Raw genomic sequence first — 22,769 nt, forward strand, 5'->3', positions numbered from 1 at the left:
CTTTTAACCGACCTTCCGCACAAAACTGTCCAACACGCGCTTACGCCCGACGGTATCGAAATCGATCTCCAGTCGGTTGCCTTCTTGCGCGGCGACCACACCATCCCCGAACTTGTCATGCGTCACGCGATCACCCGAGCGGATATCGAGCCGGGGTTTGGCCGCGAAGCTGGCCGCGCTGCGGGTGCTTTCGGGAATCCGGCGGGGGGTGGTGTCGAAGGTCTGGGTTGCAGCGCGTTGCCAACCCGGGCCGCGGCTCTGCGCGCGGTCGGGCTTGTCGCGGGCGAGGTGGGCGAAGGGATCGTCGCGCTCGCTCCATTGCGCGCGCCACATGCTGGCGCCGCCGGTCAGGCTCGATTCCTCGTTGATATGGTCCTTGGGCAGCTCGGCCACGAAGCGGCTGGGGATCGAAGACGTCCACTGGCCATAGATGCGGCGGTTGGCGGCATGCATGATGGTGCAGAGCCGCCGCGCGCGGGTGATGGCGACATAGGCGAGGCGGCGCTCTTCTTCCAACGAAGCCAAACCGCCTTCGTCCAGCGAGCGCTGCGAAGGGAAGACGCCTTCTTCCCAGCCGGGCAGGAAAACGTGGTCGAATTCCAGACCCTTGGCGGCGTGGATGGTCATGATGGTGACCTTTTCCGCATCCTCATTGGCGTCATTGTCCATCACCAGCGAGACGTGTTCGAGGAAGGCGCCAAGGTCCTCGTAATCCTCCATGGCGCGCACCAGTTCGGAGAGGTTTTCCAGACGCCCGGCAGCCTCGGCGCTTTTTTCGGCCTGAAGCGCGCCGGTGTAGCCCGATTCGTCGAGCATCATGCGCGCCAGATTGGCCGGGCTGTTGACCTTCTCCTCATCGCGCCAGCGGGCGAAATTGCGCATCAGTGCCAGAATGGTGCCGCGCGCGCGGGCGGGGATTTCGTCGGTGTCGCAGATCTGGATCGCAGCGAGGGCCAACGGAATGTTGGCGGCGCGGGCGAAGCGGTGCAGCTTCTCCAGCGTCTTGTCGCCAAGGCCGCGCTTGGGGGTGTTGTAGATGCGCTCGAAGGCCAGATCGTCATTGGGCTGGGCGATCAGGCGCAGATAGGCCAGCGCATCGCGGATTTCGGCACGCTCATAGAAGCGGAAGCCGCCGACGATGCGATAGGGCAGGCCGATGGAGATGAAGCGGTCTTCGAACTCGCGCGTCTGGAACTGGGCGCGCACGAGGATGGCCACCTTGGTGAGGGGCAGGCCCTCGCGCTGCAGGCGCTCGATTTCCTCGCCCACACGGCGCGCTTCCTCGGGCGCGTCCCACACGCCGATCACGCGCAGCTTGTCGCCGCCGGTGGCCTCGGTCCACAGCGTCTTGCCCAGACGCTCGCTGTTCTCGCGGATCAGGCCCGAGGCGGCGGCGAGGATATGCGGCGTGGAGCGATAGTTCTGCTCCAGCTTGATGACCTTGGCGCCGGGGAAATCCTGCTCGAACTTCAGAATGTTGGCCACTTCGGCGCCGCGCCACGAATAGATCGACTGGTCGTCGTCACCCACCACGCAGATGTTGTGCCGCGCCATGGCCAGCAGGCGCAGCCAGAGATACTGCACCGAGTTGGTGTCCTGATACTCGTCCACCATGATGTATTTGAAGCGGCGCTGATACTCCTCCAGCACGTCGCGGTGCTGGCGGAAGATGGTCAGCATATGCAGCAGCAGATCGCCGAAATCGCAGGTGTTGAGCGCCAGCAACCGCGCCTGATAGAGCCGGTAGAAATGCTGGCCCTTGCCATTGGCATAGGCCTCGCTCTCGAAGGCATCGACATCGGCGGGGGCCAGCCCCTTGTTCTTCCAGCGGTCGATGCAGCCGGCCAGCAGCTTGGCGGGCCAGCGCTTGTCATCCACGCCCTCGGCCTGAATCAGCTGTTTCAAGAGCCGCAGCTGATCGTCCGTATCCAGAATCGTGAAGTTGCTTTGCAGCCCCACCAGCTCGGCATGGCGGCGCAGCATCTTGGCGGCAATCGCGTGGAAGGTGCCCAGCCATGGCATGCCCTCCACCGCCGGGCCGATCAGATGGCCGACACGCTCGCGCATTTCCCGCGCGGCCTTGTTGGTGAAGGTGACGCAGAGGATTTCGCTCGGCCAGGCCAGCTTCAAGGCCACCAGATTGGCCAGACGTGCCGTCAGCGCCGCCGTCTTGCCGGTGCCCGCGCCCGCCAGCATCAGCACGGGGCCTTCGGTGGTCAGCACCGCCTCACGCTGGGGCGGATTGAGGCGGGCGAGCCAGTCGGGCTCGGTGGCGTAGGGGGAGGGCATGATATCAGTCACAGGGGAACGCCTAGGGAACAGGGGCGAGTCTGGCAACCGATAACGCCCGATGAACGGTGCATTCAGGGCCGGATCATGGCGGCTCTGCGACAAAAGCGCTTCGGGACCGCCGAAGGGAATCGAGTCGCACAGATTTGAGATGGAGAAACCCCGATGCGTATGATGTCTTATGCAGCCCTGCCTTTGCTGCTGATGGGTTCGGCCCTGTCCGGCGCGGCCCACGCCCAGGGCACCGTTCAGGTTCAGGCCAATCCGCGCGGCGACGAGCCTGTGGCGGCCAGCGCAGACCCTGCCGCCGCCAATGACCCTGTGCCCGCCACCCAGCCCAGCGATCCGGGCTATCACGCCGGGCCTTACGCGGGCGCTTTGAGTGCCCCTCCGGCAGATGCCATGAACAAGAGCTATCCGGTCTGCTCGGCGCATGTGCAGGATGCTTGCCGCAATCCTGGCGGTCGATAAGCACTGCAATCGGTAACAAATGAAAAGGGCATCGCGCTTGCGGTGCCCTTTTCGCATTGACAAAGATGCGCCGCCGTTCGAGCGAGGGCGGATGCATACCCCCCTCAGCCATCAGCCGCATCCTTTGCGCCAGAACGCCCGCATTCTGCTTGCCGCCCTTGTCGGCACATCGGTGGAATTTTACGACTATTACGTCTTCGCCACGGCGACGGCGCTGGTCTTCGGGCCGATGTTCTTCCCCAAGGTTGCGCCCTCGGTGCAGCAGATTGCCGCCTTTATGGTGTTCGGCGGGGCCTTTATCGCGCGGCCCGTGGGTGCCATCGCCTTCGGCCATTTTGGCGACAGGATCGGGCGCAAATCCACGCTGGTGGCCTCGCTGATGCTGATGGGCGCCTCGACGGTCGCGGTGGCGTTCCTGCCGTCCTATGAACAGGCCGGGCTGCTGGCGCCGGTGCTGCTGTGCATCTGCCGCTTCGGTCAGGGCTTCGGCCTTGGCGGCGAGTGGGGCGGGGCGGCCTTGCTGGCGGTGGAATATGCCCCGCCGGGCTGGAAGGCGCGCTTTGGCTGCGCACCTCAGTTGGGGGCGCCTGTGGGCTTCCTGTGCGCCAATGGCCTGTTCCTGATCCTTGGCCTCACCATGAGCGATGCCGATTTCAAGGCATGGGGCTGGCGCGTGCCCTTCCTGCTCTCGGCGCTGCTGGTGGCCATCGGCCTCTGGGTGCGCCTGAAGATCGCCGAGACGCCCGAGTTTCAGGAAGCGCTCAAGCATGAAGCCCCGCCCGCCGTGCCGCTGGGCGTGCTGCTGAGCCAGCACTGGCGCGGACTGCTCGCGGGCAGTGCTGGCGTGGTGGCCTGTTTTGCGCTGTTCTATCTCTCCACCGCCTTTGCGCTGGCGCAGGGCGCCGGGCCGCTGGGCTATGGGCGTCAGAATTTCCTCGCGGTGCAGCTGGCTGCCAATCTGTTCCTGACCGCCGGGATCATCGCCGCCGCCATCTGGTCGGACCGTTATTCCGAGGGCAAGGTTCTGGCATGGGGCGCGGGGCTTGGCGCAGTGATCGGGCTGTTCTTCTGGATGGGGCTGTCCTCGGGCAGTCTCGCCATCGCCTTTGCCACCTTGTCGGTGACGCTGTTCGTGATGGGCATGTCCTATGGCCCGCTGACGGGCTGGCTGACCGAGCTGTTCCCGGTTTCGGTGCGCTATTCGGGGATTTCGATGGCGTTCAATGCCGGTGGCATCATCGGCGGCGCCTTCACGCCCGGTCTGGCCCAGAGTCTGGTGGACCGCCATATGGGCAACTTTATCGGCCTGCTGCCCGCCTTGGCCGGTGTGGTCACGCTGATCGGCATCGGCTGGGCGCGCGGTCAGCGCGCCCGCCTTGCGGTGGCTTAAGCCTCCGGAGCCGCTTCGGTCTTCGGCTCACTGGGTTCCGGGCGCATCAGCGTAAGGCAGGCCTTGCCCACCACGCGCTCGGCCATCACCTCGAAGCTGCGCACGCGGGGTGCCTCACGCGCTTCGGTCTCGATGCAGACCCAGGTGCCGTCATGCATCCAGCCCAGACGGCGCAGCTTGTCGATGGCGACGACACCCGCGCTGGTCTTGTAGGGCGGATCGAGCAGGATCAGATCGTAAGGCTGCTTGGCCACGCCCAGCGCCATCACCGAACCGACGCGTACGTCGGTTTCCTTCTGCGCATGCAGATTGGCGATGTTGCCGCGAATCGCGCGGATCGCCTTGGGATCCTGCTCGGCAAACATGGCATGCGCCGCCCCGCGCGACAGAGCCTCCAGCCCCAGCGCGCCGGAACCGGCAAACAGATCCGCCACGCGCAGCCCTTCAAAGCTGCCGAGGCGCGAGGTCAGCATGGAGAACAGCGTCTCGCGCGTGCGGTCGGCGGTGGGGCGGGTGGTATCGCCCTCGGGCGCGAGCAGCTTGCGCCCGCGCCATTGCCCGGCAACGATCCGCATCAGCCCTTGAGCCCCTTGCGGAACTGCTCGACCACATTCTGAGGCAGCGCCACAGCCGCGCCGCGCGGCAGATCGCCCAGCAGGAAGGGGCCGTAAGCGATGCGCAGCAGGCGGCTGACCTGCAGCCCCAGATGCTCCAGCACGCGGCGGACTTCGCGGTTCTTGCCTTCGGTCAGCGTGACTTCGATCCACTGGTTGCGCCCCGTTCGGCGCTCCATATTGGCGTTGATCGGGCCATACTGGAAACCGTCGATCTCGATGCCCTGCATCAGCTCTTCGAGCTGCGGCTGGGTGATGTCACCGAAGGTGCGGGCGCGATAGGTGCGCGGCACGCCGCTCGACGGCAGCTCCATGGCGCGCTTCAGCTCGCCATCGTTGGTGAGCAGCAGCAACCCTTCCGTGTTCATATCGAGTCGGCCCACCGGCATCAGGCGCGGCGTGCCGGGCGGCAGCGCGTTGCGCAGCGCGTTGTAGATGGTCGGGCGACCGGCGGGGTCACGCTCGGCGGTGATCAGCCCATCGGGCTTGTGGAAGGCCCAGAGGCGGCCCACTTCGGGCTCATCGACCGGCTTGCCGTCGACCGTCAGGCCCTTCAGCGAGGTCAGGATGGTGACGGGCGTCAGCACCAGTTCGCCATCGAGCGCCACGCGCCCGTCGACGATCATGCGCTCCACCTCGCGGCGGCTGGCGATGCCGGCGCGGGCCAGCAGCTTGGCGATGCGCTCACCCTCGGGATCGATGGCGAAATCCTGAAGGCTGGCGATGCGCTGATAGGGCGTGGGTTCTTCGCGCGGCGCGGCGCGATCGCCACGGCCACGGTCCGAACGGACACGATCACCGAAGCCGCCACGGGGGCGCTCATCGCGACGCTCAAAACCGCCCGAACGCTCGCCGCCGAAGCCGCCGCGCGGGGTGCTGAAGCTGCGCTCGCCGCGCTCTTCGCGCTGATCGGCGCGGCGGGCGCGTGCCTTGTCTCCGAAGGAGCCCTTGGGCTTGTCGCCAAACGCGCCACGGCGGTCATCGCCTCCGAAGTTGCCACGCGGCTTGTCACCGAAATTGCCACGGGGACGGTCGCCGAAATCGCCCCGGGGCTTGTCCCCGAAACCACCGCGCGGCTTGTCACCGAAATTGCCGCGAGGACGGTCGCCGAAATCGCCCCGGGGCTTGTCCCCGAAGCCACCACGCGACTTGTCGCCAAACCCGCCGCGCGAGCGTTCGCCACTGGCGCGCTCATCGCGACCGCCGAAGCCGCCGCCCGAACGTCCACGGCCCTCGCCGCGCTGGGCATCATGGCGCTCACGGGTGCGGTCGCCCCAGGCGGCCTTCTTCTGGCCACCACGGTCGCCGCCGCGCTCATCGCGTCCGCCGCGACCCCGACGATCGTCGAGGCGGGTTTCGGGCGTGGTGTCCGGGCTCCAGCCTTCGCCCTTGGCGACGGGCTTCAACGTGCCGCGCTGGCGCTTTTCGGGGTCTGCGCCTTCACGCGCGCGGTCATCACGAGGACGGGGGGCGCCATAGCGCTGGGCGCCGCTTTTACCAGCGGGGCGGGCAGGACGAGACGGGCGGCCTGGGCCGCGAGGGGGTTTGGGGTTAAATGCCATGAGGCGCCCCTTACGCCGCTTAAGCCCGAAGGTCAAAACCATGCACACCTTTGCGTGTGCCATGATGGCATCACCTCTGGCCTTGCGGGCGCCGCTTGCCTAGTCTGGCGCTTCAATCAGGGACAATTCATGGCCAGCACTGCCTCCGATACCGTTCAAAAGCCTGCCCGCCCGAAGGGACTGGCGCTGCTGCGCGCGGCGCTTGCCACCCGCAAGTCGGCCTGCATGCTGGGTCTGGGCTTCGCCAGTGGCCTGCCTTTTGCGTTGCTGATCGGCACGCTGAACGCATGGCTGGGCGAGGTGGGGGTGAAGCTGACCACCATTGGCGTGCTGTCATGGATTGGCCTGTGCTATTCCTTCACCTTCCTCTGGGCGCCGGTGGTCGACCGGGTGCGCTTGCCCGGCCTGCACAGGCTGGGGCGGCGCAAGGGCTGGATTCTGCCGTGTCAGGTGGTGCTGGTGGCGGGGATTTTCACCCTGTCGCTGATGAATCCGGCGGCGGCGATCGGGCCTTTTGCTCTGGTGGCCTTTGTCTGCGCCTTTGCCTCGGCCACGCAGGACATCGCCATCAACGGCTGGCGGATTGAGGCGGCGGATGAGGACACCTCGCTTGAACTGCTGACGGCGCTCTATCAGTTTGGCCATCGCACCTCCTCCATCGTGGGCGGCGCCTTTGCGCTGTTTATGGCGGCGCGAATGAGCTGGCCTCAGGTCTTTATGGTGATGGCTGGCGTGCTGGCGGTGGTCTCGGCCCTGTGCAGCGTCGCGCCGGACAGTGCCGAGCGCCCCGAGGGCGCGGTGGCCGCCGATATTGCGGGCGATGGCTGGCTGGCGCCGAAACTGCGCACAGCGCTGCTGGGCGTGGTGCTGCTGTGCTGGGGCTGGGCGGTGGTGACCATCGTCAGCTTTATGGTGAAGATGCTTTCTCCGCTGGCGCCCGGGGCCAAGCCGCTCTCCGTGGGTGATTTCACCCGCACGCAGGGCCCGCTGATCGTGGCGGCGACGGTGGTGATGCCGATGATCGTGGCCGCTCTGGCGCATCGGCTGCGGCGACAAGGAGTCTCGGCGCCGGTCGCGGGCGGCGGGCTGTTGCGCGCGGTGGGTGATCATGCCTTTTCCGCGCTGATTTCTCCGCTGGAGGAACTGGTGTCCCGGCGCGGCTGGTGGGTGCTCAGCCTGCTCGGTTTCATCCTGACCTATGCGCTGTGCTACAACATCTGGGCCAGCTTCGCGTATCCCTTCTATCTGGAGCAGATGCATTACACCAAGGATCAGGTGGCCTTTGCCTCCAAGATCTTCGGCATCATCATGACGATGACGGGCATTTCGCTGGGCGGCTATCTCTTCACCAGGGTTGGCCGCTTCCCGACGGTGTTTCTGGGCGCGATCCTGCCGCCGCTGGGCAATCTGCTCTATGCCGATCTGGCCGATGGCGCGCGCGGGCTCGATGCCTTTGCGCATGCCACGCGTCTGGATGTGTTTGCCGCTTCCATGGGGGCTGACGCGCCTATGCTGCGGCTGCTGATCGCCATCTGCTATGAAAACATCAGCACCGGCATGGCGCTGACGGCTTTCGTGGCCTATCTCTCCTCGCAGGTGGACCGGCGTTATACGGCGATCCAGTATGCGCTGCTGTCATCGATGGTGTCGCTGGTGGGCACGCTGGGGCGCGGCGTGGCGGGCGAGGCCTTCGACCATTACGGTTATGGCCCGGTGTTCCGCATCACCGCGCTGACGGGCGTGATCACCACCGTCTTCGTGCTGACCGAATGGGCCCATGCGGCGCGCAAGGAGCGCGCCGCCAAACAGCTTTAATCAGGAAACTCGCGGTTGAGGCGCAGCACCTCGCCCGCCAGATAGAGCGAGCCCGCGATCAGCACATCGCCCTCGGGCGGCAGAGCGGCAATCGCCTGCGCCACATCGGGAAAGGATGCGACGGGTAGGGCGGTATGGCCCGCGAAGTCCTCGGGCCGATGCGCGTCATGGCCGGGTGCTGGCACCACCGAGACGCTGATCAGGCAGTCTGACAGCGGTTTCAGCAGCGCGGCAGGGTCCTTGTTGGCCAGCATGCCCAGCACCAGATGCACCGGCGCGTGATGCGCGAAATGCCGCGCAATGGCGAGGCCTGCGTCCGGATTGTGCCCGCCATCGAGCCAGATTTCCCGACGACCCGCCAGTTCGGTCAGGGGGCCTTTGCCAAGGCGCTGCAGGCGCGCGGGCCATTTGGCGCGGCGGATGCCCTTGGCCATGGCCTCCGGGCTGACCTCGACCTCGTTCTGATGGCGCAGCATGGCGACGGCCAGAGCGGCATTCTCCGCCTGATGCAGCCCGACCAGCGTGGGCAGGGGCAAGGTTAAATCCCCATGCTCATCGCGGTAGGCGATGGTGTCGCCGATGGCAGCATCCCAGCCCTCGCCGCGCATAAAGAGCGGGGCGCCTGTGGTCTCGGCGATGCGGCGCACTTCCGCGGCGGCGCGATAGGGGTAGGGCTGGGTGACCAGCGGCGCATCCTTGCGCGCGATTCCCGCCTTTTCGAAGGCGATGCGGGTGAGGGGGTCTTCGGGCGCGCCTTCCTCGGGGCGCAGCAGGAAGGCCTCATGATCGATGCCCAGCGTGGCGATGCCGCAGACGGCGGGCTTCGTGAAGACATTGGTGGCATCCAGCCGACCGCCCAGACCCACCTCGATCACGCAGGCATCGGCGGGGTTTTCGGCAAAGGCCAGCAGCAGGGCGGCGGTGGTCACCTCGAAGAAGCTGGGAGAGAGGTCCTCGCCCAGTGTTTCGGTGGCATCCAGCACGCGCTCCAGCAGGCCGGCGAGCGCTTCGTCGGAAATCAGCTCGCCCGCGATACGGATGCGTTCGTTGTAGCGCACCAGATGCGGCTTGGTGGCGCTGTGGACGCGCAGGCCCTGCGCTTCCAGCATGGCGCGCAGATAGGCGCAGGTGCTGCCCTTGCCGTTGGTGCCCGCGACATGGAAGACCGGGGGCAGGCGATGCTGAGGATCGCCCAGAGCGGCCAGCAGGCCGTGAATCACCTCAAGCCCAAGCCGCCCTTGCGGCAGGCTCAAGGCGCCCAGCCGGGCCAGCTGCGCGGCCACGCCGGGATGATCGGAGGTGGCGAAATCGCGCATCTGGTCAGGCTTTCAGCAGGATGCGGATCAAGCCGCCTTGTTGCACATATAGGAGAGCAGCATGGCCAGCGTGGCCTTCAGCTCGGGGCGTCGCACCACCATATCGACCATGCCATGGGCGTGGAGATATTCGGCGCGCTGGAAGCCTTCGGGCAGCTTTTCGCGGATCGTGTCCTGGATCACGCGCTGGCCCGCAAAGCCGATCAGACAGCCCGGCTCGGCGATATGGATGTCGCCCAGCATGGCGTAGCTTGCCGTCACGCCGCCGGTGGTGGGATCGGTCAGCACCACGATATAGGGCAGGCCCGCCGCGCGCAGACGGCGCAGGGCCACCGTGGCCTTCGGCATCTGCATCAGGCTGAGGATGCCTTCCTGCATGCGCGCGCCACCGGCGGCGGTGCAGATGATGTAGGGTGCGCGTTCCTTGATCGCGCGCTCCACGCCCGAGACGAAGGCGGCGCCCACGGCCACGCCCATCGATCCGGCCATGAAGAAGAAGTCCTGCACGCCGACGACAGCGCGATGGCCGTCGATGGTGCCCAGCGCGTTGGTCAGCGCATCATGATGCGGATTGGCGGCGCGGGCGGCCTTGAGGCGATCGGTGTACTTCTTCGAATCGCGGAACTTCAGCGGATCGTCCTTGACGCGCGGGCTGGGCAGCACCTCGAAACCGGCGTCGAGGATCTGCGACAGGCGTGCGTCGGTGCCGATGCGACCGTGATGGTCGCAACGCGGGCAGACGGACAAATTGGCCTCGTAATCCTTGGTGAACAGCATCTCCCCGCAATTGGGGCACTTGATCCAGAGATTATCGGGGATCTGCTCCTTCGCCGCGCCGAGCGAGGAGAGCGAATTGCGAACACGATTGAGCCAGCTCATGGGCGCCCCCTAGAGGATTTTTTTGAGTCAGGCCAGATTGGAAATGGTGCGGGCGCCATGCACCGCCGCGGCGAGGCTGGAGACCAGCTCGCGCACCGGTCCGGCGGCATCGGCGCCATGCTGGGCGATCAGATCGACAATGGCCGAACCGACCACCACGCCATCGCCATGCTGAGCAATATCAGCAGCTTGCGCGGGGGTCCGCACGCCAAAGCCGACCACGACTGGCAGATCGGTGCCTGACTTGAGATGCGCCACGGCCTGCTCGATGCTGGCCAGCTGGGCCTGCTGCTTGCCGGTGATCCCGGCGACCGAGACGTAATAGAGGAACCCGCTCGACCCTTCCAGCACGGCGGGCAGGCGGGCGGCATCGGTGGTCGGAGTCGCCAGGCGGATGAAGGAGACGCCCTTGGCGCGCAGGGCCGGGCCCAGTTCGGCATCTTCCTCAGCGGGAATGTCGACGCAGATGATGCCGTCCACGCCAGCTTCGGCGCAGGCGTTGGCGAACCAGTCCGCACCGCGCGCCACCATGGGGTTGGCATAGCCCATCAGCACCAGCGGGGTTTCGGGATGGCGCTGGCGGAAGCCCCTGGCGATGGCGAAAATGTCTGCCGTGCGCGTGCCCGCGCCCAGTGCGCGCAGATTGGCGGCCTGAATCGCCGGGCCATCAGCCATGGGATCGGTGAAGGGCATGCCCAGCTCGATCACATCGGCGCCGCCTTCGACCAGCGCATCCAGAATGGCGCCGGTGGCGTCCGGCGTGGGATCGCCGCCGGTGATGAAGGTGACGAGCGCGGGGCGCCCCTTGGCAAAGGCAGCAGAGAGGCGGGTCATTTCACATGTTTCCATAATGCGGTCAGGGCAAAGCCCAGCCCCAGAACCAGCGAGGCGATGCTGATCGCATCAAGCATCGCGGTGTTGTGGGACAGGGTGCAGATGGTGGTGCAGATCGTCGGTATGCGATCGGCCACTGCAGCCCTGACCGAAGGCGCGGAAGGGTCCGGTACAGCCGAGATGGCGGCCAGCGCCGCCGCATGCGCGTCGAGCGCGCGCTGGTCGAGCAGACGCGCGACCAGCGAGACAGCCAGGCACAGAGCCGCCAGAACGGCCAGAGTGCGCTGGCTGAGCATCAGATCGCGGTGCCCAGCTTGTCGGCGACGGTGAAGATGTCCTTGTCGCCACGGCCCGAGACATTGACCAGAATGATCTGGTCCTTGCCAAACTGCTTGGCCACTTTGGGCAGCGCCGCCAGCGCATGGGCGCTTTCCAGCGCGGGGATGATGCCTTCGAGGCGGCAGCAGTCCTGAAAGGCCTGCATCGCTTCATCATCGTTGATCGGCAGATACTTCACCCGGCCGATGTCATGCAGCCAGCTGTGCTCCGGCCCGATGCCGGGATAGTCGAGGCCCGCGCTGATCGAATGGGCCTCGGTGATCTGGCCGTCTTCGTCCTGCAGCAGATAGGTCTTGTTGCCATGCAGGATACCGGGGACGCCGCCGGTGAGGGATGCCGCATGCTGGTCGGTGTCCACGCCGTGGCCGCCCGCCTCCACGCCGATCATCTGCACGGAGGCATCATCGAGGAAGGGGTGGAACAGGCCGATGGCGTTCGAACCGCCGCCCACCGCCGCGATCAGCAGATCGGGCAGTCTGCCGGTGCGCTTGAGCATCTGGGCGCGGGCTTCCTTGCCGATCACGCTCTGGAAATCGCGCACCAGCTCGGGGTACGGGTGCGGGCCCGCTGCCGTGCCGATGATGTAGAAGGTGTCGTGAACATTGGCGACCCAGTCGCGCAGCGCCTCATTCATCGCATCCTTCAGGGTGCGGGCGCCCGATTCGACCGGGACCACTTCGGCGCCCAGCAGCTTCATACGGAAGACATTGGGCTTCTGACGTTCCACGTCCAGCGCGCCCATGTAGATCACGCAAGGAATGCCGAAACGCGCGCAGACGGTGGCCGTGGCCACGCCATGCTGGCCCGCACCGGTTTCCGCGATGATGCGCGTCTTGCCCATGCGGATCGCCAGCAGGATCTGGCCGATGCAATTGTTGATCTTGTGAGCGCCGGTGTGGTTCAGCTCTTCACGCTTGAACCAGATCTGGGCGCCACCCAACTCTTCCGTCAGTCGGGGCGCGAAATACAGCGGGCTGGGGCGGCCGACATAATGTTCGAGCAGATCCTCGAACTCGGCCTGGAAAGCCGGATCGGCCTTGGCGCGCTTGTATTCGGCCTCCAGGTCCAGAATCAGCGGCATCAGCGTTTCGGCGACGTATCGGCCACCGAACTGACCGAAATGGCCGCGCTCATCGGGCTGATTGCGAAAGGAGTTGGGCGTGGTGGCGTTCATAGTGGGTCCAGCGCCTGCCATGCGCGCGCGAGTCTGTCCAGCCGCCAAAGACCTGTTGCACCTGCGCAACGGTAAAATCGTGTCGAACCATCTGAACAGATTGCGACATTTAGGGCAGCGCCTGCCTCAATGGCGGAATTGCAGGCCTTTGATGCTGCAATGCGACAATTATGACTGGAATATGAAAATGGCATTCAGCGGTATGACAGTCAGGGTATCGCAAACGGTTGCTCGGCACTAAATGCCTAGATTATCAGGGAGTTACTACTATGCGTCAGGTTCTCATCGCAGCAGCGGCAGCGCTCTCCGTGGGTGCCTTCGTTGCCCCCGCCATGGCTGGCGATAAGGGCGACGTCCGCGCTGAAATCCGTTCCGGCGTTGACTGGCAGGATGGTCAGGCAGCCAAGGGCACCATCGGTGGCGCCATCGGCTATGACTACAATCTGCCGGGCGGCGCGTTCATCGGTGTCGAGCAGGCCATCGACAAGACCCTCGTCAGCCGCGACAATGCCGTGGGCTCGACCAGCGCGCGCTTCGGTATCCATGCCACGCCCAAGGACAAGCTCTATGTCATCAGCGGCTACAGCTATGGCAGCAGCTACCAGGACGGCGCCCATCTGGGCGGCGGCGTGGAGCACAGCTTCGGCCCCTATTACGGCAAGGTGGAATATCGCCACATCTTCAACGGCAATGACAGCAACCAGAACAACCAGGTGCTGATCGGCGCCGGTATCAAGTTCTGATTTAACTTGCCGTTAGCCCCCCGCGCTGGTCGCGGGCGGGTCGCAAGGGAGGCGGTCGGTTTCATCCGGCCGCCTCTTGCCGTTTCAGGCCAGAGCAGCGTGGCAGAAGGCGGCGATTTTCGCGTGATCCTTCACCCCCGGCGCGCTTTCCACGCCCGAGGAAACGTCAACGCCTGTGGCGCCCGTGATGCTCATGGCCTCGGCGACATTGGCCGGATCGAGCCCCCCTGCCAGCAGCCACGGCAGCGGATGGCGCCAGCCCTGCATCAGCCCCCAATCGATGCGCAGCCCCGTGCCACCGGGCAGCAGCGAGCCTTCTGGCGGCTTGGCATCATAAAGAATGCTGTCTGCCGCGCCGACATAGGGCTGGGCCGCTGCCAGATCCTCGGTCTTGCGCACGCCGATGGCTTTCCAGACGTCCAGTCCATGCGCAGCGCGGATCTGTGCAACGCGGGCAGGGGCCTCCTTGCCATGCAGTTGCAGGATATCGAGCGGAACGCTGGCCCGCACGCTGGCAAGCAGCTCATCCTCGGGATCGACGAAAAGCCCCACCACCTTCGCCTGCCCGCGCGCATGCAGGGCCAGAGCGGCGGCCTGCTCGATGGAGACATTGCGCGGGCTCTTGGGGAAGAACACCAGCCCGATATGGGTGGCCTGTGCGGCCAGCGCGGCATCGATGCTTTCGGTGGTGGAAAGGCCGCAGATCTTGATCAGGGGAGCGTTCATGCCGCTCCCTTAACCGAGAGGCTTTTCCAGCACCACCATGGAAAGATGCGTGATGTCGGGGATTGGGAAGGGGGTGGTGCGCCCCGTATCGACATAACCGCGACGGATGTACCAGGCGATCAGCTCGGCGCGTGAGGAGATCACCGTCATCCGCATGGTGTGGGCGGAGAACTCGCGCAGGGCCCAGTCTTCGGCCGCCGCGATCATGCGCCGCCCGATGCCGCCCGCCTGAAGTGCGGGATCGACAGCGAACATGCCGAGATAGGCCACGCCTTCGCCCAGATCGGTGATGCTGATGGTGGCGGGCAGGGTGGTGTCCTCACCGGGCAGCACCAGCACGCGCATCGCCGGATTGGCAAGCTGTGCGGCCAGATCATCAGCGGTGATCCGCTCGCCTTCGAGCAGGTCGGCCTCGTGAGTCCAGCCGCCGCGCGCCGCATCGCCGCGATAGGCGCTTTCCACCAGCGCCTTCAGCGCGGGCAGATCGGCATCAGTGGCGAGGCGGACGTCTTGCACGGCGTCGCTGCTCATAGCGTGCCTTCAATGGCGCGGGCTGCGGCCAGCGGGTCTTCCGCGCGGGAAATGGGGCGGCCCACCACCAGCACGCTGGCCCCGGCATCGCGCGCGGCGCGCGGCGTGACCGAGCGCTTCTGGTCGCCCAGCACGCCATCGGCGGGGCGCAGGCCGGGCACCACCAGGAAGCCGTCCTTCCAGCGCTGCTTCACCGCACCAACCTCATGGCCCGAGCAGACGATGCCGTCGATGCCAGCGCTCTGCGCCAGATCGGCCAGACGCAGCGCCTGATCATGGGCATTGCTGTTGACGCCGATGTTGCTCAGATCGCCATCGTCCAGGCTGGTCAGCACGGTGACGGCGACCACCTTGGTATGCTCGCCAGCGGCGGCCTTGGCGTCTTCCATCATGGCGCGGCCACCGGCGGCATGGATCGTCACGATGCTGGGCTGCAGCACATGGATCGCCTGCATCGCGCCCGCCACCGTGTTGGGAATGTCATGCAGCTTCAGGTCGAGGAAGATCGGCAGGCCGATCTTGGCCAGCTCATGCACGCCGTGATGGCCATGGGCACAGAAGAACTCCAGCCCCAGCTTGATCCCGCCGATATGCGCCTTCACCTTGCGCGCCAAGGCTTCGGCGGCATCGAGGCGGGGCAGATCGAGAGCGAGATAGAGCGGGTTGCTGTGCATGATGGTGATCCGATGTTGAAGCTTATTGGCCGTTGTCGGCAGCAGGGACGGGTTCGGGAGCGGGGGCTGGAACAGAAGGCGTGATCACCGTCTGGCTGGCGGCCAGCACGGCGTTTTCCAGCGTCTGGATGCGGCGCTTCAAACGCCAGCGCCCGGCCTTGGAAATCAGCCACATCGGCACCAGACCCAGCAGGAAGGACACCACCACCACGGCGGGCAGCTTGGTATCCAGCACCAGCGTATCCCAGATCCGCACCTCGACAGGCTTCCAGTTGTTGACCGAAAAGATCAGCAGGACGATCCCGGCGATGACCGCCAGTGCGGTGCGGATGAACTGCATCGGTGATCCCTTCCAAAAACCAGGCAGCCACAGGTGAGACCCATGGCGGTTGGCGCCCCTAGAGCGGATGCTAGGCGCGATTGCCTGTAAAGAAAAGGGCAGGGTGGCACACGGCCAGACCCCGCCCTGTTTCAGCTTACTTGCCGAAGACGCGATCGAAGATCACGTCCACCGCCTTGAAGTGGTAATCGAGGTTGAAGCGCTCTTCCAGCTCCGCGTCGGTCATCTTGGCCGAGACTTCGGGGTCGGCCTTGAGCAGTTCGAGCAGCGAGAGCTGGCCATCGCTCTCCCACACCTTCATCGCATTGCGCTGCACGAGGCGGTAGGAAGCATCGCGCTCCAGACCGGCCTGAGTCAGCGCCAGCAGCACGCGCTGCGAGTGAACCAGACCACCCATGCGGTCGAGGTTCTTCTGCATACGCTCGGGGTACACGACCAGCTTGTCGACCACCGAGGTCAGACGGGCCAGCGCGAAGTCCAGCGTGATCGTGGCATCGGGGCCGATGAAACGCTCGACCGAGGAGTGCGAGATGTCGCGCTCATGCCACAGCGCCACATTCTCCAGCGCCGGGGTGACGGCGCCGCGCACCACGCGGGCCAGACCGGTCAGGTTCTCGGTTAGCACCGGGTTGCGCTTGTGAGGCATGGCGCTCGAACCCTTCTGGCCGGGCGAGAAATATTCCTCGGCTTCCAGAACTTCGGTGCGCTGCAGATGGCGGATTTCCACGGCCAGACGCTCGATGCTGCTGGCGACCACGCCCAGCGTGGCGAAGAACATCGCATGGCGGTCACGCGGGATCACCTGCGTCGAGACGGGCTCGACCGACAGGCCCATCTGCTCGGCCACATAGACTTCCACGCTGGGATCGATGTTGGCGAAGGTGCCCACAGCGCCCGAAATCGCGCAGGTGGCGATGTCCTCACGCGCGGCGACCAGGCGGGCGCGGTTGCGGGTGAATTCGGCATAGGCCTCGGCCAGCTTCTTGCCGAAGGTGGTGGGCTCGGCATGGATGCCGTGGCTGCGGCCGATGGTGGGCGTGTACTTGTGCTCGAAAGCGCGGCGCTTGATCGCCTCCAGCAGCAGATCGACGTCCGCGATCAGAATGTCGGCGGCGCGGGCCAGTTGCACGGCCAGCGTGGTGTCCAGCACGTCCGAGCTGGTCATGCCCTGATGCATGAAGCGCGCCTCGGGGCCGACCTGCTCGGCCACCCAGTCGAGGAAAGCGATCACGTCATGCTTGAGGATGGCTTCCTTCGCGTCGATCGCGGCCACGTCGATGGAGGGGTTGGTCGCCCACCAGTCCCACAGGGCCTTGGGGCCGCTGGCGGGCACCACGCCCAGCTCGCCCAGCTTCTGCGTGGCATGCGCCTCGATCTCGAACCAGATCTTGTAGCGGGCTTCTGCTTCCCAGATGGCGGTCATCTGGGGCCGGGCATAACGAGGGACCATGGGCGCTCTCTTTTCAAGGGATGGAGTTGGGTCGGGCGCTAGGGGGAGTGGGCGCGAAAGGCAAGGTTGGAGTCTGGGTTTGAGGGTTTATGCCTCCGGCGGGCAAAGGGCCATCGCCCTTTGCGATCCCTTTATTGTGGGCGTTTGCGCTTGGGGTTCGGTGCAGGGTGCAGGGCGCTATGTGGCTGTTATTATAAGCCGCTGCGCGGGAGGGGATGTGCGCAAAGTTTGGGTTAGCGGGCAGGCGCTGGCGTGGCATCCGCATACCCTGTCACCTTCGTCTGGCCATCCTGAACCGTAAGTGGGAATTGGCCTATTGATGCCAACGTAGCCGAAACATCAGTTTGAAACGCAAGCCATTCGATAGCGCGAAGCTCCACAGGGCCGAACTCGATCGAGTCCATATAGGCGCGGGGACAAGATAGGGCTGGTGGAAAACGCATGAGGCATGGCTCATCCACATCGATAAATTTGACGACCATTTGGTGGAGTTGAGGATGTCCGTGATGGACAGCCTCAAACAGCTTCCTCCATTTCGTGTCCGACATGAACGCGCTGGCAAAGCGCTGTCGAGCGAGGCGCCCTTCACGGTGAGGATCATGGACTGTCATTAATGCCTCTTGCTCAGTTATAATCGCGCCGCAGGCAGCCACCTTACTCCAACACTGCAACCCCAGCGCCTTGGCCGAACCCGATACACCACGCTGACAACGAAAGGGAGCGCGAGGGCGATGGCCCTCGCATCATCTCTTCCTTCCTAAACCCCTAAATCAAACCCTTCGCCCGCAACGAAACATGCCCCTCACGCCCGATGATGATGTGGTCATGCACCGTGATCGACAGCAGCCGCCCGGCTTCGGCGATACGGTTGGTCATCTGGATATCGGCGCGGCTGGGCTCAGGATTGCCCGAGGGGTGGTTGTGGACGAGGATCAGCGCCGCAGCGCCCAGATCCAAAGCCCGGCGGATCACCTCGCGCGGGTGGATGGCGGCTTCGTCGATGCTGCCGTCGGCGACATGCTCGTCGCGGATCAGGCGGTTTTTCAGATCGAGATACAGCACCCGCACCCGCTCCACCGAGAGATGCGCCATATCGATGGTGAGATACTCGATCAGCTTGCTCCACGTATCGAGCAGCGGCTTTTCGGAGGCCTGAGTGCGGGCGAGGCGCCGCGTGGCCAGCGAGACGATCCGCACCGCTGCGGCGCTGGTCTCGCCCATGCCGGGGTGGCCCATCAGCGCGCCGGGGTCGGCGTTGAACACACCGGCCAGTGAACCAAAGCGCGCGATCAGCGCCTTGGCCAAGGGCTTCGTATCGCGGCGAGGGATGGCGGTGGCGAGCAGATATTCGAGGATCTCGTAATCGGCCAAAGCCTCCGCGCCGCCCTCCAGCAAGCGCTTGCGCAGGCGGCCGCGATGGCCCTCGGCGGTGGAGGGCTCCTTGGGTTTTTCCGCTTTGATTGCGGGGGTTTCGGGCCTTGGCGCCCCTATCGCCGCGAAGGCATCCTCGAACAATTCGGGATGGGGTCTTGCATCGCGCAATCTGTCCGCTTCATCCATCGCCGCTGCCGCCCGCCCCATAGCTATGCCGGAAGGACAAGCATTGCCTTTCGGCGGCCTCTCGCGCAAGAGGGCGAGAATGATCGATCTCGGGGGCAATACCCAGACTGATGAACAGGATAACATGGCGGGCGAGCCCGACGTGCCTGTTCGCGCGCGCTCACGCTGGAGGCGCCGCGCTCTGGTCGGCGCGGGCGGGGTGAGCGCCGTTGTGGTGCTCACGCTGGGCGCGGGCTGGATCTGGCGCGATGCCATCGCCAAAAAACTGATCGATCACCAGCTTGAGGCGTGGAAGCTGCCCGCGCGCTATCGCGTGGCCGAGGTGGGCGCGACTCATATCGATCTGGCCGATGTCAGCGTGGGCGATCCTGCTCATCCCGATTTCACCGCAGGGCGGCTGGCTATCGAGGTCTCGATCGGCAGCGACATCAAGGGCTTTGGCCGCGTCACGCTGGAGCATGTGCGGCTGGCCGGGCGCTGGCAGAACGGCAAGCTGACTTTGGGTGAACTGGACCGGCTGCTGTCCTCCTCTTCGGGGCCTTCGGGCTTGCCCAATGCAGAGCTGGTGCTGCGCGATGCTCAGGCCCGTTTCGAAACGCCTGCGGGTGTCGCCTCGCTGACGGCAGCAGGCGCCGGTCATCTGCGCAATGGCTTTGCCGGAACGCTGGCCCTGCGCGCGCCGCATCTGGCCGGGCAGGGCTGTGAGGGCGGTGCCAGTCTCGACGGGCGGCTGTCCGTGGCGCAGGGCAAGCCCCGGCTGACCGGCCCGCTCGACCTGACCGGGCTGCATTGCAATCTCAAGGGTCTGCATCTGGACCCTGCGCGTGTCGCCATCGACGCCAAGGGCGATGCCGATCTTGCGGGCGGCGAGGTGCTGCTCGATCTGGCGCCGGTCCATCTGGCCACCAGCACGGGCGCGGCCCGGGCGCTGGGCGGCCATGCCCAGCTGACCATGCGCCATGGCCGCATCGCGGCGGGCTGGGAGCTGGCGGGGCAAGGCGTCAATCTGCCGGGCATTGCCGCGCGGCGGATCGGCGTCGACGGGCGGATCAGCGGCGATGCCGATTTCGACCATCTCACTGCCGAGGGCGGCTTCACCGGTGAGGGCGTCACGCCCGATTCGCAGGTGATGGCCACGCTGGCCGGCTGGCGGCAATCGACGCAGGGCACGCTGGTGGCGCCGTTGCTGGCGCGCCTCTCGGCAGGGCTGATGCATGAGGGGCAGAGCAGCAAGCTGAAAGGCAGCTGGACCATGCGCCGCGGCGATCGCGGCTTCAGCCTGGTGATCCCCACGGCGCGCTGGTCAGGCCCGCGCGCGCATCTTGAGGGCTCGCGCCTGATGGTGAACGGTGGAGGCCTGACGGGCAATCTGGCGCTGACCGGCGGCGATCTGCCGACCGTCAATCTCCGCGTCGCGCCGGTGCGCGGTGGTGGGCAAAGCGCTCAGCTGGCGATTGCGCCATGGGCTGCCGATGGCGCGGCGATCACCGTGCCCGCGCTGCATATCGAAGAGCGTGGCGGGCGTGTGGCGATGGCCGGGCAGGTGCTGGTCTCGGGCGCGGTGCCGGGCGGTTCGGTGCGCGAACTGGGCCTGCCGATCGCGGGCGACTGGACGGCGCGCGATGGTCTGGTGCTGGGCCGCACCTGTGCGCCGGTGCATTACGCCGGGGCCACTTTCGATTCACTCGATCTTTCGGCGGGCAGCTTCGATCTGTGCCCGGGCGAGGGCGCGCCGCATGCCGTGCTGGCCGTTGGCCGCAGTGCGCTGCATTGGGGCGCCAGCGTGCCCAACCTGTCGCTGGCGGGCACGCTCTCGGGCGAGGCGCTGCATGTGGCCAGCGGTGCGCTCACACTGGGCGAGCGCCATGCCGAAGTGCAGGATATCGTCCTCACGCTGGGCACCGGCGGGGACACCACCCGCGCGCATATCGACAAGCTGACCGCCGAACTGCGCGATCCGGCAGGCATTCATGGCACGGCGGAGGGCGGCTCGCTGGCTCTGGCCGCGCTGACGATGGACATCGGCGCCTTCAACAGCCCGTGGCGCTGGGCCGATGGCGCGCTGGTGATGGATGGCGCTTCGCTGGCCGTCACCGACCGTTTGCCCCCGGTTCGCCCCGGCGCCACGCCGCCCGATGCGCGCTTCCAGCCGCTGGTGGCGCGCGATGTCGCGGCGAAGCTGGTGAAGGGCGTCTTTTCGGCGCAGGGTGAGGTGCGCGCTGCCGCCAGCGACCGCGTGCTGGCGCAGGTCAGCCTGATGCATGATCTCTCCGCCTCGCGCGGCACGCTGGACGCCAAGGCGCCCGCGCTGCGCTTCGACAAGGGGCTGCAGCCGCAGGACATCAGCAAGCTGAGCACCGGCATGATTGCTGACGCTTCGGGCGTGCTGAGTGCCGACGCGCATATCGCCTGGAGCAATGGGCGCATCCGCTCCAGCGGCCATGTTTCCAGCGAGGGCTTCGATTTCGCCAGCGCGGCAGGCCCGGTGCGCGGCGTGAAGGGCACGGTGACCTTCACCGATCTGCTCAACATGGTGACCGCGCCCAACCAGCATGTCACCGTCGCCGCGATCAACCCCGGCATCGAGGCCGACAATGGCGATGTGATCTTCGCGCTGGAGCCCAACCGGCAGCTGCGCGTCAGCCGCGCCGAATGGCCCTTCCTCAATGGCCGCATGTGGATGGAGCCCTTCGTGCTGCGCTTCGGCGAGGTGGAGGCGCGCAAGTTCTCGCTCGATGTCGAGGGCATCGATGCGGCGGAATTCCTCGCCCATATGGACATGTCGAATCTGAACGCGACGGGCCTGTTCGACGGCCATCTGCCGCTGGTCTTCGACGACAAGGGCGGCCATGTGGTGGCCGGCTATCTCACGGCGCGTCCGCCGGGCGGCACGGTGGCCTATATCGGCGCGCTGACTTACAAGAACCTCTCGCCCACGGCCAATTTCGCCTTCCGCACGCTGCGTGATCTCAAATATCAGCAGATGCGCATCGATATGAACGGCGATCTGGCGGGCGAACTGGTCAGCCGGGTCGAGCTGCGCGGGCTGACGCAGGGCAAGAAGGCCTCGCGCAATTTCCTGACCAGGCAGATCGGCAAGCTGCCGATCCAGTTCAACGTCAATCTGCGCGCGCCCTTCTACAGCCTGATCGGCTCGGTGCGCAGCCTGTATGACGCCAAGGCCGTGGCCGATCCGCGCAGCGTGGGTCTGGTGGGCAGCGATGGCAAGCCTGTCGCGACACCTTCTCAGCCTGCCGCAAATCCGGCACAATCCCCTCAATCCACCGGCATTCAGCCTCCAGTCAGCGAGCATCGTCCATGAAGAGCATCAGCTTCGCCACGCGCGACGCGACCCGTCGGGCCATCAGGAACCCCGCTCTCGGGCGACGCGCTTGCGCACTGGCGGCTGTGATGGCAGGCTCGGTGATGACGGCGGGGTGCATCACGCTCAACGCGCCCGACAAGGCGATCGTCATCGAGCTGAACATCAAGATTGAACAGGATGTGGTCTACAAGCTGGCGCCCGATGTCCAGCAGACGGTGGACAAGAACAAGGATATCTTCTGATGGCCAAGGGTTTCATGATCGCTGCCGCTCTGGCGGCTGTTGCCCTGAGTGCGCCCGCCTATGCGCAGGACCGCGATCCGGCCTATGCCGCCGCGCGCTCGGCGGGGCAGGTGGGTGAGCTGCCCACCGGCTATCTCGGCACGGTGGGCGCGGCGCCCGCGCCGGTGGTCCGCATGGTCGAGGACCTCAACATCAAGCGCAAGTCGGTCTACGCCCAGCACGCCAAGGAGCAGGGCGTGACGATCGAGGCCTATGCCTTCACCACCGGCTGTAACCTGATCGAGAAGACGGCCCCCGGTGAGAAGTATATGGGCACCGATGGCCAGTGGCACACGCGCGGCGGTGACAAGCCTTCGCGGGATGCGCGCTGCCCGGGATAATCGTCAGCCTTTGTAAAGATACGCATCGCCCGGTTGCCCGCATCAACGGCAATCGGGCGATTCGCGTATGGGGCTGTGAGCAAAGCCATCATAGACAGGCGAGGCTGGTGACAGG

Annotated in this window: 21 protein-coding genes; 7 read left to right on the plus strand and 14 right to left on the minus strand. The window is 65.9% G+C overall.

The genetic code is table 11. The features are described 5' to 3' along the window. Positions 1 to 3 precede the first annotated feature (3 nt). On the minus strand, positions 4 to 2,289 hold the full coding sequence (locus HGK27_RS02905) for an ATP-dependent helicase (protein WP_206242754.1): 2,286 nt from the start codon (positions 2,287 to 2,289) through the stop codon (positions 4 to 6). A 165-nt stretch (positions 2,290 to 2,454) separates the two neighbouring features. Between HGK27_RS02905 and HGK27_RS02910 the strand changes: the two genes are divergently transcribed. Both HGK27_RS02910 and HGK27_RS02915 read left to right on the plus strand, forming a co-directional pair. Further along, on the plus strand, positions 2,455 to 2,760 hold the full coding sequence (locus HGK27_RS02910) for a hypothetical protein (protein WP_206238601.1): 306 nt from the start codon (positions 2,455 to 2,457) through the stop codon (positions 2,758 to 2,760). A 91-nt stretch (positions 2,761 to 2,851) separates the two neighbouring features. Next, positions 2,852 to 4,150 carry an MFS transporter gene (locus HGK27_RS02915; protein ID WP_206238603.1) on the plus strand — a complete coding sequence of 433 codons (1,299 nt, stop codon included), beginning with the start codon at positions 2,852 to 2,854 and terminating at the stop codon, positions 4,148 to 4,150. Here HGK27_RS02915 and rsmD read toward each other — a convergent pair. Further along, complete coding sequence (gene rsmD, locus HGK27_RS02920; RefSeq protein WP_206238604.1) at positions 4,147 to 4,725, minus strand: 16S rRNA (guanine(966)-N(2))-methyltransferase RsmD; 579 nt, start codon at positions 4,723 to 4,725, stop codon at positions 4,147 to 4,149. The genes HGK27_RS02915 and rsmD overlap by 4 nt on opposite strands. Beyond that, positions 4,725 to 6,326 (minus strand): pseudouridine synthase, encoded by a 1,602-nt coding sequence (locus HGK27_RS02925; RefSeq protein WP_206238606.1) that lies wholly within the window; start codon positions 6,324 to 6,326, stop codon positions 4,725 to 4,727. The genes rsmD and HGK27_RS02925 overlap by 1 nt, the downstream gene beginning before the upstream one ends. A 129-nt stretch (positions 6,327 to 6,455) precedes the next feature. On the opposite strand from HGK27_RS02925, the gene HGK27_RS02930 reads away from it, so the two are divergent. Next, positions 6,456 to 8,141 (plus strand): AmpG family muropeptide MFS transporter, encoded by a 1,686-nt coding sequence (locus tag HGK27_RS02930; protein ID WP_241126812.1) that lies wholly within the window; start codon positions 6,456 to 6,458, stop codon positions 8,139 to 8,141. Here HGK27_RS02930 and HGK27_RS02935 read toward each other — a convergent pair. Genes HGK27_RS02935 through trpB form a run of 5 tightly spaced genes read right to left on the minus strand, consistent with a single transcriptional unit; the run spans position 8,138 to position 12,683 of the window. Then, a complete protein-coding gene (locus HGK27_RS02935; protein WP_206238608.1) occupies positions 8,138 to 9,457 on the minus strand; it encodes a bifunctional folylpolyglutamate synthase/dihydrofolate synthase in 1,320 nt (439 codons plus the stop codon). The genes HGK27_RS02930 and HGK27_RS02935 overlap by 4 nt on opposite strands. Positions 9,458 to 9,484: 27 nt before the next feature. Further along, complete coding sequence (gene accD / locus HGK27_RS02940) at positions 9,485 to 10,336, minus strand: acetyl-CoA carboxylase, carboxyltransferase subunit beta (RefSeq protein WP_206238609.1); 852 nt, start codon at positions 10,334 to 10,336, stop codon at positions 9,485 to 9,487. Between the two features lie 27 nt (positions 10,337 to 10,363). Further along, positions 10,364 to 11,170 (minus strand): tryptophan synthase subunit alpha, encoded by an 807-nt coding sequence (gene trpA / locus HGK27_RS02945; RefSeq protein WP_206238611.1) that lies wholly within the window; start codon positions 11,168 to 11,170, stop codon positions 10,364 to 10,366. Then, positions 11,167 to 11,466, minus strand: coding sequence for a hypothetical protein (locus tag HGK27_RS02950; protein ID WP_206238613.1), 300 nt, complete (start codon positions 11,464 to 11,466; stop codon positions 11,167 to 11,169). Before HGK27_RS02950 ends, trpA begins: the two co-directional genes overlap by 4 nt. Beyond that, a complete protein-coding gene (gene trpB, locus HGK27_RS02955) occupies positions 11,466 to 12,683 on the minus strand; it encodes a tryptophan synthase subunit beta (protein ID WP_206238614.1) in 1,218 nt (405 codons plus the stop codon). Before trpB ends, HGK27_RS02950 begins: the two co-directional genes overlap by 1 nt. Before the next feature lie 269 nt (positions 12,684 to 12,952). Between trpB and HGK27_RS02960 the strand changes: the two genes are divergently transcribed. Then, positions 12,953 to 13,426 carry a hypothetical protein gene (locus HGK27_RS02960; protein ID WP_206238616.1) on the plus strand — a complete coding sequence of 158 codons (474 nt, stop codon included), beginning with the start codon at positions 12,953 to 12,955 and terminating at the stop codon, positions 13,424 to 13,426. An 84-nt stretch (positions 13,427 to 13,510) separates the two neighbouring features. Here HGK27_RS02960 and HGK27_RS02965 read toward each other — a convergent pair whose 3' ends face one another. The 6 genes from HGK27_RS02965 to radC form a co-directional block, all read right to left on the minus strand. After that, on the minus strand, positions 13,511 to 14,152 hold the full coding sequence (locus HGK27_RS02965; protein WP_206238618.1) for a phosphoribosylanthranilate isomerase: 642 nt from the start codon (positions 14,150 to 14,152) through the stop codon (positions 13,511 to 13,513). A gap of 9 nt (positions 14,153 to 14,161) precedes the next feature. Beyond that, complete coding sequence (locus tag HGK27_RS02970) at positions 14,162 to 14,683, minus strand: GNAT family N-acetyltransferase (protein ID WP_206238620.1); 522 nt, start codon at positions 14,681 to 14,683, stop codon at positions 14,162 to 14,164. After that, entirely contained in the window at positions 14,680 to 15,357 is a 678-nt protein-coding gene (pyrF, locus tag HGK27_RS02975; protein WP_206238622.1) for an orotidine-5'-phosphate decarboxylase, read from the minus strand. Before pyrF ends, HGK27_RS02970 begins: the two co-directional genes overlap by 4 nt. A 22-nt stretch (positions 15,358 to 15,379) precedes the next feature. Beyond that, the gene (locus HGK27_RS02980; RefSeq protein WP_206238624.1) at positions 15,380 to 15,697 is read right to left on the minus strand and encodes a lipopolysaccharide assembly protein LapA domain-containing protein; all 318 of its coding nucleotides are present in this window, start codon (positions 15,695 to 15,697) and stop codon (positions 15,380 to 15,382) included. Positions 15,698 to 15,833: 136 nt separating this feature from the next. Continuing rightward, the gene (gene purB / locus HGK27_RS02985; protein WP_068091821.1) at positions 15,834 to 17,147 is read right to left on the minus strand and encodes an adenylosuccinate lyase; all 1,314 of its coding nucleotides are present in this window, start codon (positions 17,145 to 17,147) and stop codon (positions 15,834 to 15,836) included. A gap of 765 nt (positions 17,148 to 17,912) precedes the next feature. Next, a complete protein-coding gene (radC, locus tag HGK27_RS02990) occupies positions 17,913 to 18,707 on the minus strand; it encodes a RadC family protein (RefSeq protein ID WP_206238626.1) in 795 nt (264 codons plus the stop codon). Between the two features lie 79 nt (positions 18,708 to 18,786). On the opposite strand from radC, the gene HGK27_RS02995 reads away from it, so the two are divergent. The 3 genes from HGK27_RS02995 to HGK27_RS03005 are packed head-to-tail and all read left to right on the plus strand — an operon-like array spanning position 18,787 to position 22,654. Continuing rightward, complete coding sequence (locus tag HGK27_RS02995; protein WP_206238628.1) at positions 18,787 to 22,029, plus strand: YdbH domain-containing protein; 3,243 nt, start codon at positions 18,787 to 18,789, stop codon at positions 22,027 to 22,029. Continuing rightward, entirely contained in the window at positions 22,026 to 22,274 is a 249-nt protein-coding gene (locus tag HGK27_RS31000; protein ID WP_241126813.1) for a YnbE family lipoprotein, read from the plus strand. Before HGK27_RS02995 ends, HGK27_RS31000 begins: the two co-directional genes overlap by 4 nt. Further along, the gene (locus HGK27_RS03005; RefSeq protein ID WP_241126814.1) at positions 22,274 to 22,654 is read left to right on the plus strand and encodes a YdbL family protein; all 381 of its coding nucleotides are present in this window, start codon (positions 22,274 to 22,276) and stop codon (positions 22,652 to 22,654) included. Before HGK27_RS31000 ends, HGK27_RS03005 begins: the two co-directional genes overlap by 1 nt. Positions 22,655 to 22,769 lie beyond the last annotated feature (115 nt).

This window comes from Novosphingobium terrae, assembly GCF_017163935.1.
In the GTDB taxonomy this organism is placed as follows: Bacteria; Pseudomonadota; Alphaproteobacteria; order Sphingomonadales; family Sphingomonadaceae; genus Novosphingobium; species Novosphingobium terrae.

Coding starts and splice junctions, on each gene's coding strand:
- HGK27_RS02905 (WP_206242754.1), bottom strand. CDS start 2,289: ATGCCCTCCCCCTACGCCACCGAGCCCGACTGGCTCGCCCGCCTCAAT.
- HGK27_RS02910 (WP_206238601.1), top strand. CDS start 2,455: ATGCGTATGATGTCTTATGCAGCCCTGCCTTTGCTGCTGATGGGTTCG.
- HGK27_RS02915 (WP_206238603.1), top strand. CDS start 2,852: ATGCATACCCCCCTCAGCCATCAGCCGCATCCTTTGCGCCAGAACGCC.
- rsmD (WP_206238604.1), bottom strand. CDS start 4,725: ATGCGGATCGTTGCCGGGCAATGGCGCGGGCGCAAGCTGCTCGCGCCC.
- HGK27_RS02925 (WP_206238606.1), bottom strand. CDS start 6,326: ATGGCATTTAACCCCAAACCCCCTCGCGGCCCAGGCCGCCCGTCTCGT.
- HGK27_RS02930 (WP_241126812.1), top strand. CDS start 6,456: ATGGCCAGCACTGCCTCCGATACCGTTCAAAAGCCTGCCCGCCCGAAG.
- HGK27_RS02935 (WP_206238608.1), bottom strand. CDS start 9,457: ATGCGCGATTTCGCCACCTCCGATCATCCCGGCGTGGCCGCGCAGCTG.
- accD (WP_206238609.1), bottom strand. CDS start 10,336: ATGAGCTGGCTCAATCGTGTTCGCAATTCGCTCTCCTCGCTCGGCGCG.
- trpA (WP_206238611.1), bottom strand. CDS start 11,170: ATGACCCGCCTCTCTGCTGCCTTTGCCAAGGGGCGCCCCGCGCTCGTC.
- HGK27_RS02950 (WP_206238613.1), bottom strand. CDS start 11,466: ATGCTCAGCCAGCGCACTCTGGCCGTTCTGGCGGCTCTGTGCCTGGCT.
- trpB (WP_206238614.1), bottom strand. CDS start 12,683: ATGAACGCCACCACGCCCAACTCCTTTCGCAATCAGCCCGATGAGCGC.
- HGK27_RS02960 (WP_206238616.1), top strand. CDS start 12,953: ATGCGTCAGGTTCTCATCGCAGCAGCGGCAGCGCTCTCCGTGGGTGCC.
- HGK27_RS02965 (WP_206238618.1), bottom strand. CDS start 14,152: ATGAACGCTCCCCTGATCAAGATCTGCGGCCTTTCCACCACCGAAAGC.
- HGK27_RS02970 (WP_206238620.1), bottom strand. CDS start 14,683: ATGAGCAGCGACGCCGTGCAAGACGTCCGCCTCGCCACTGATGCCGAT.
- pyrF (WP_206238622.1), bottom strand. CDS start 15,357: ATGCACAGCAACCCGCTCTATCTCGCTCTCGATCTGCCCCGCCTCGAT.
- HGK27_RS02980 (WP_206238624.1), bottom strand. CDS start 15,697: ATGCAGTTCATCCGCACCGCACTGGCGGTCATCGCCGGGATCGTCCTG.
- purB (WP_068091821.1), bottom strand. CDS start 17,147: ATGGTCCCTCGTTATGCCCGGCCCCAGATGACCGCCATCTGGGAAGCA.
- radC (WP_206238626.1), bottom strand. CDS start 18,707: ATGGATGAAGCGGACAGATTGCGCGATGCAAGACCCCATCCCGAATTG.
- HGK27_RS02995 (WP_206238628.1), top strand. CDS start 18,787: ATGATCGATCTCGGGGGCAATACCCAGACTGATGAACAGGATAACATG.
- HGK27_RS31000 (WP_241126813.1), top strand. CDS start 22,026: ATGAAGAGCATCAGCTTCGCCACGCGCGACGCGACCCGTCGGGCCATC.
- HGK27_RS03005 (WP_241126814.1), top strand. CDS start 22,274: ATGGCCAAGGGTTTCATGATCGCTGCCGCTCTGGCGGCTGTTGCCCTG.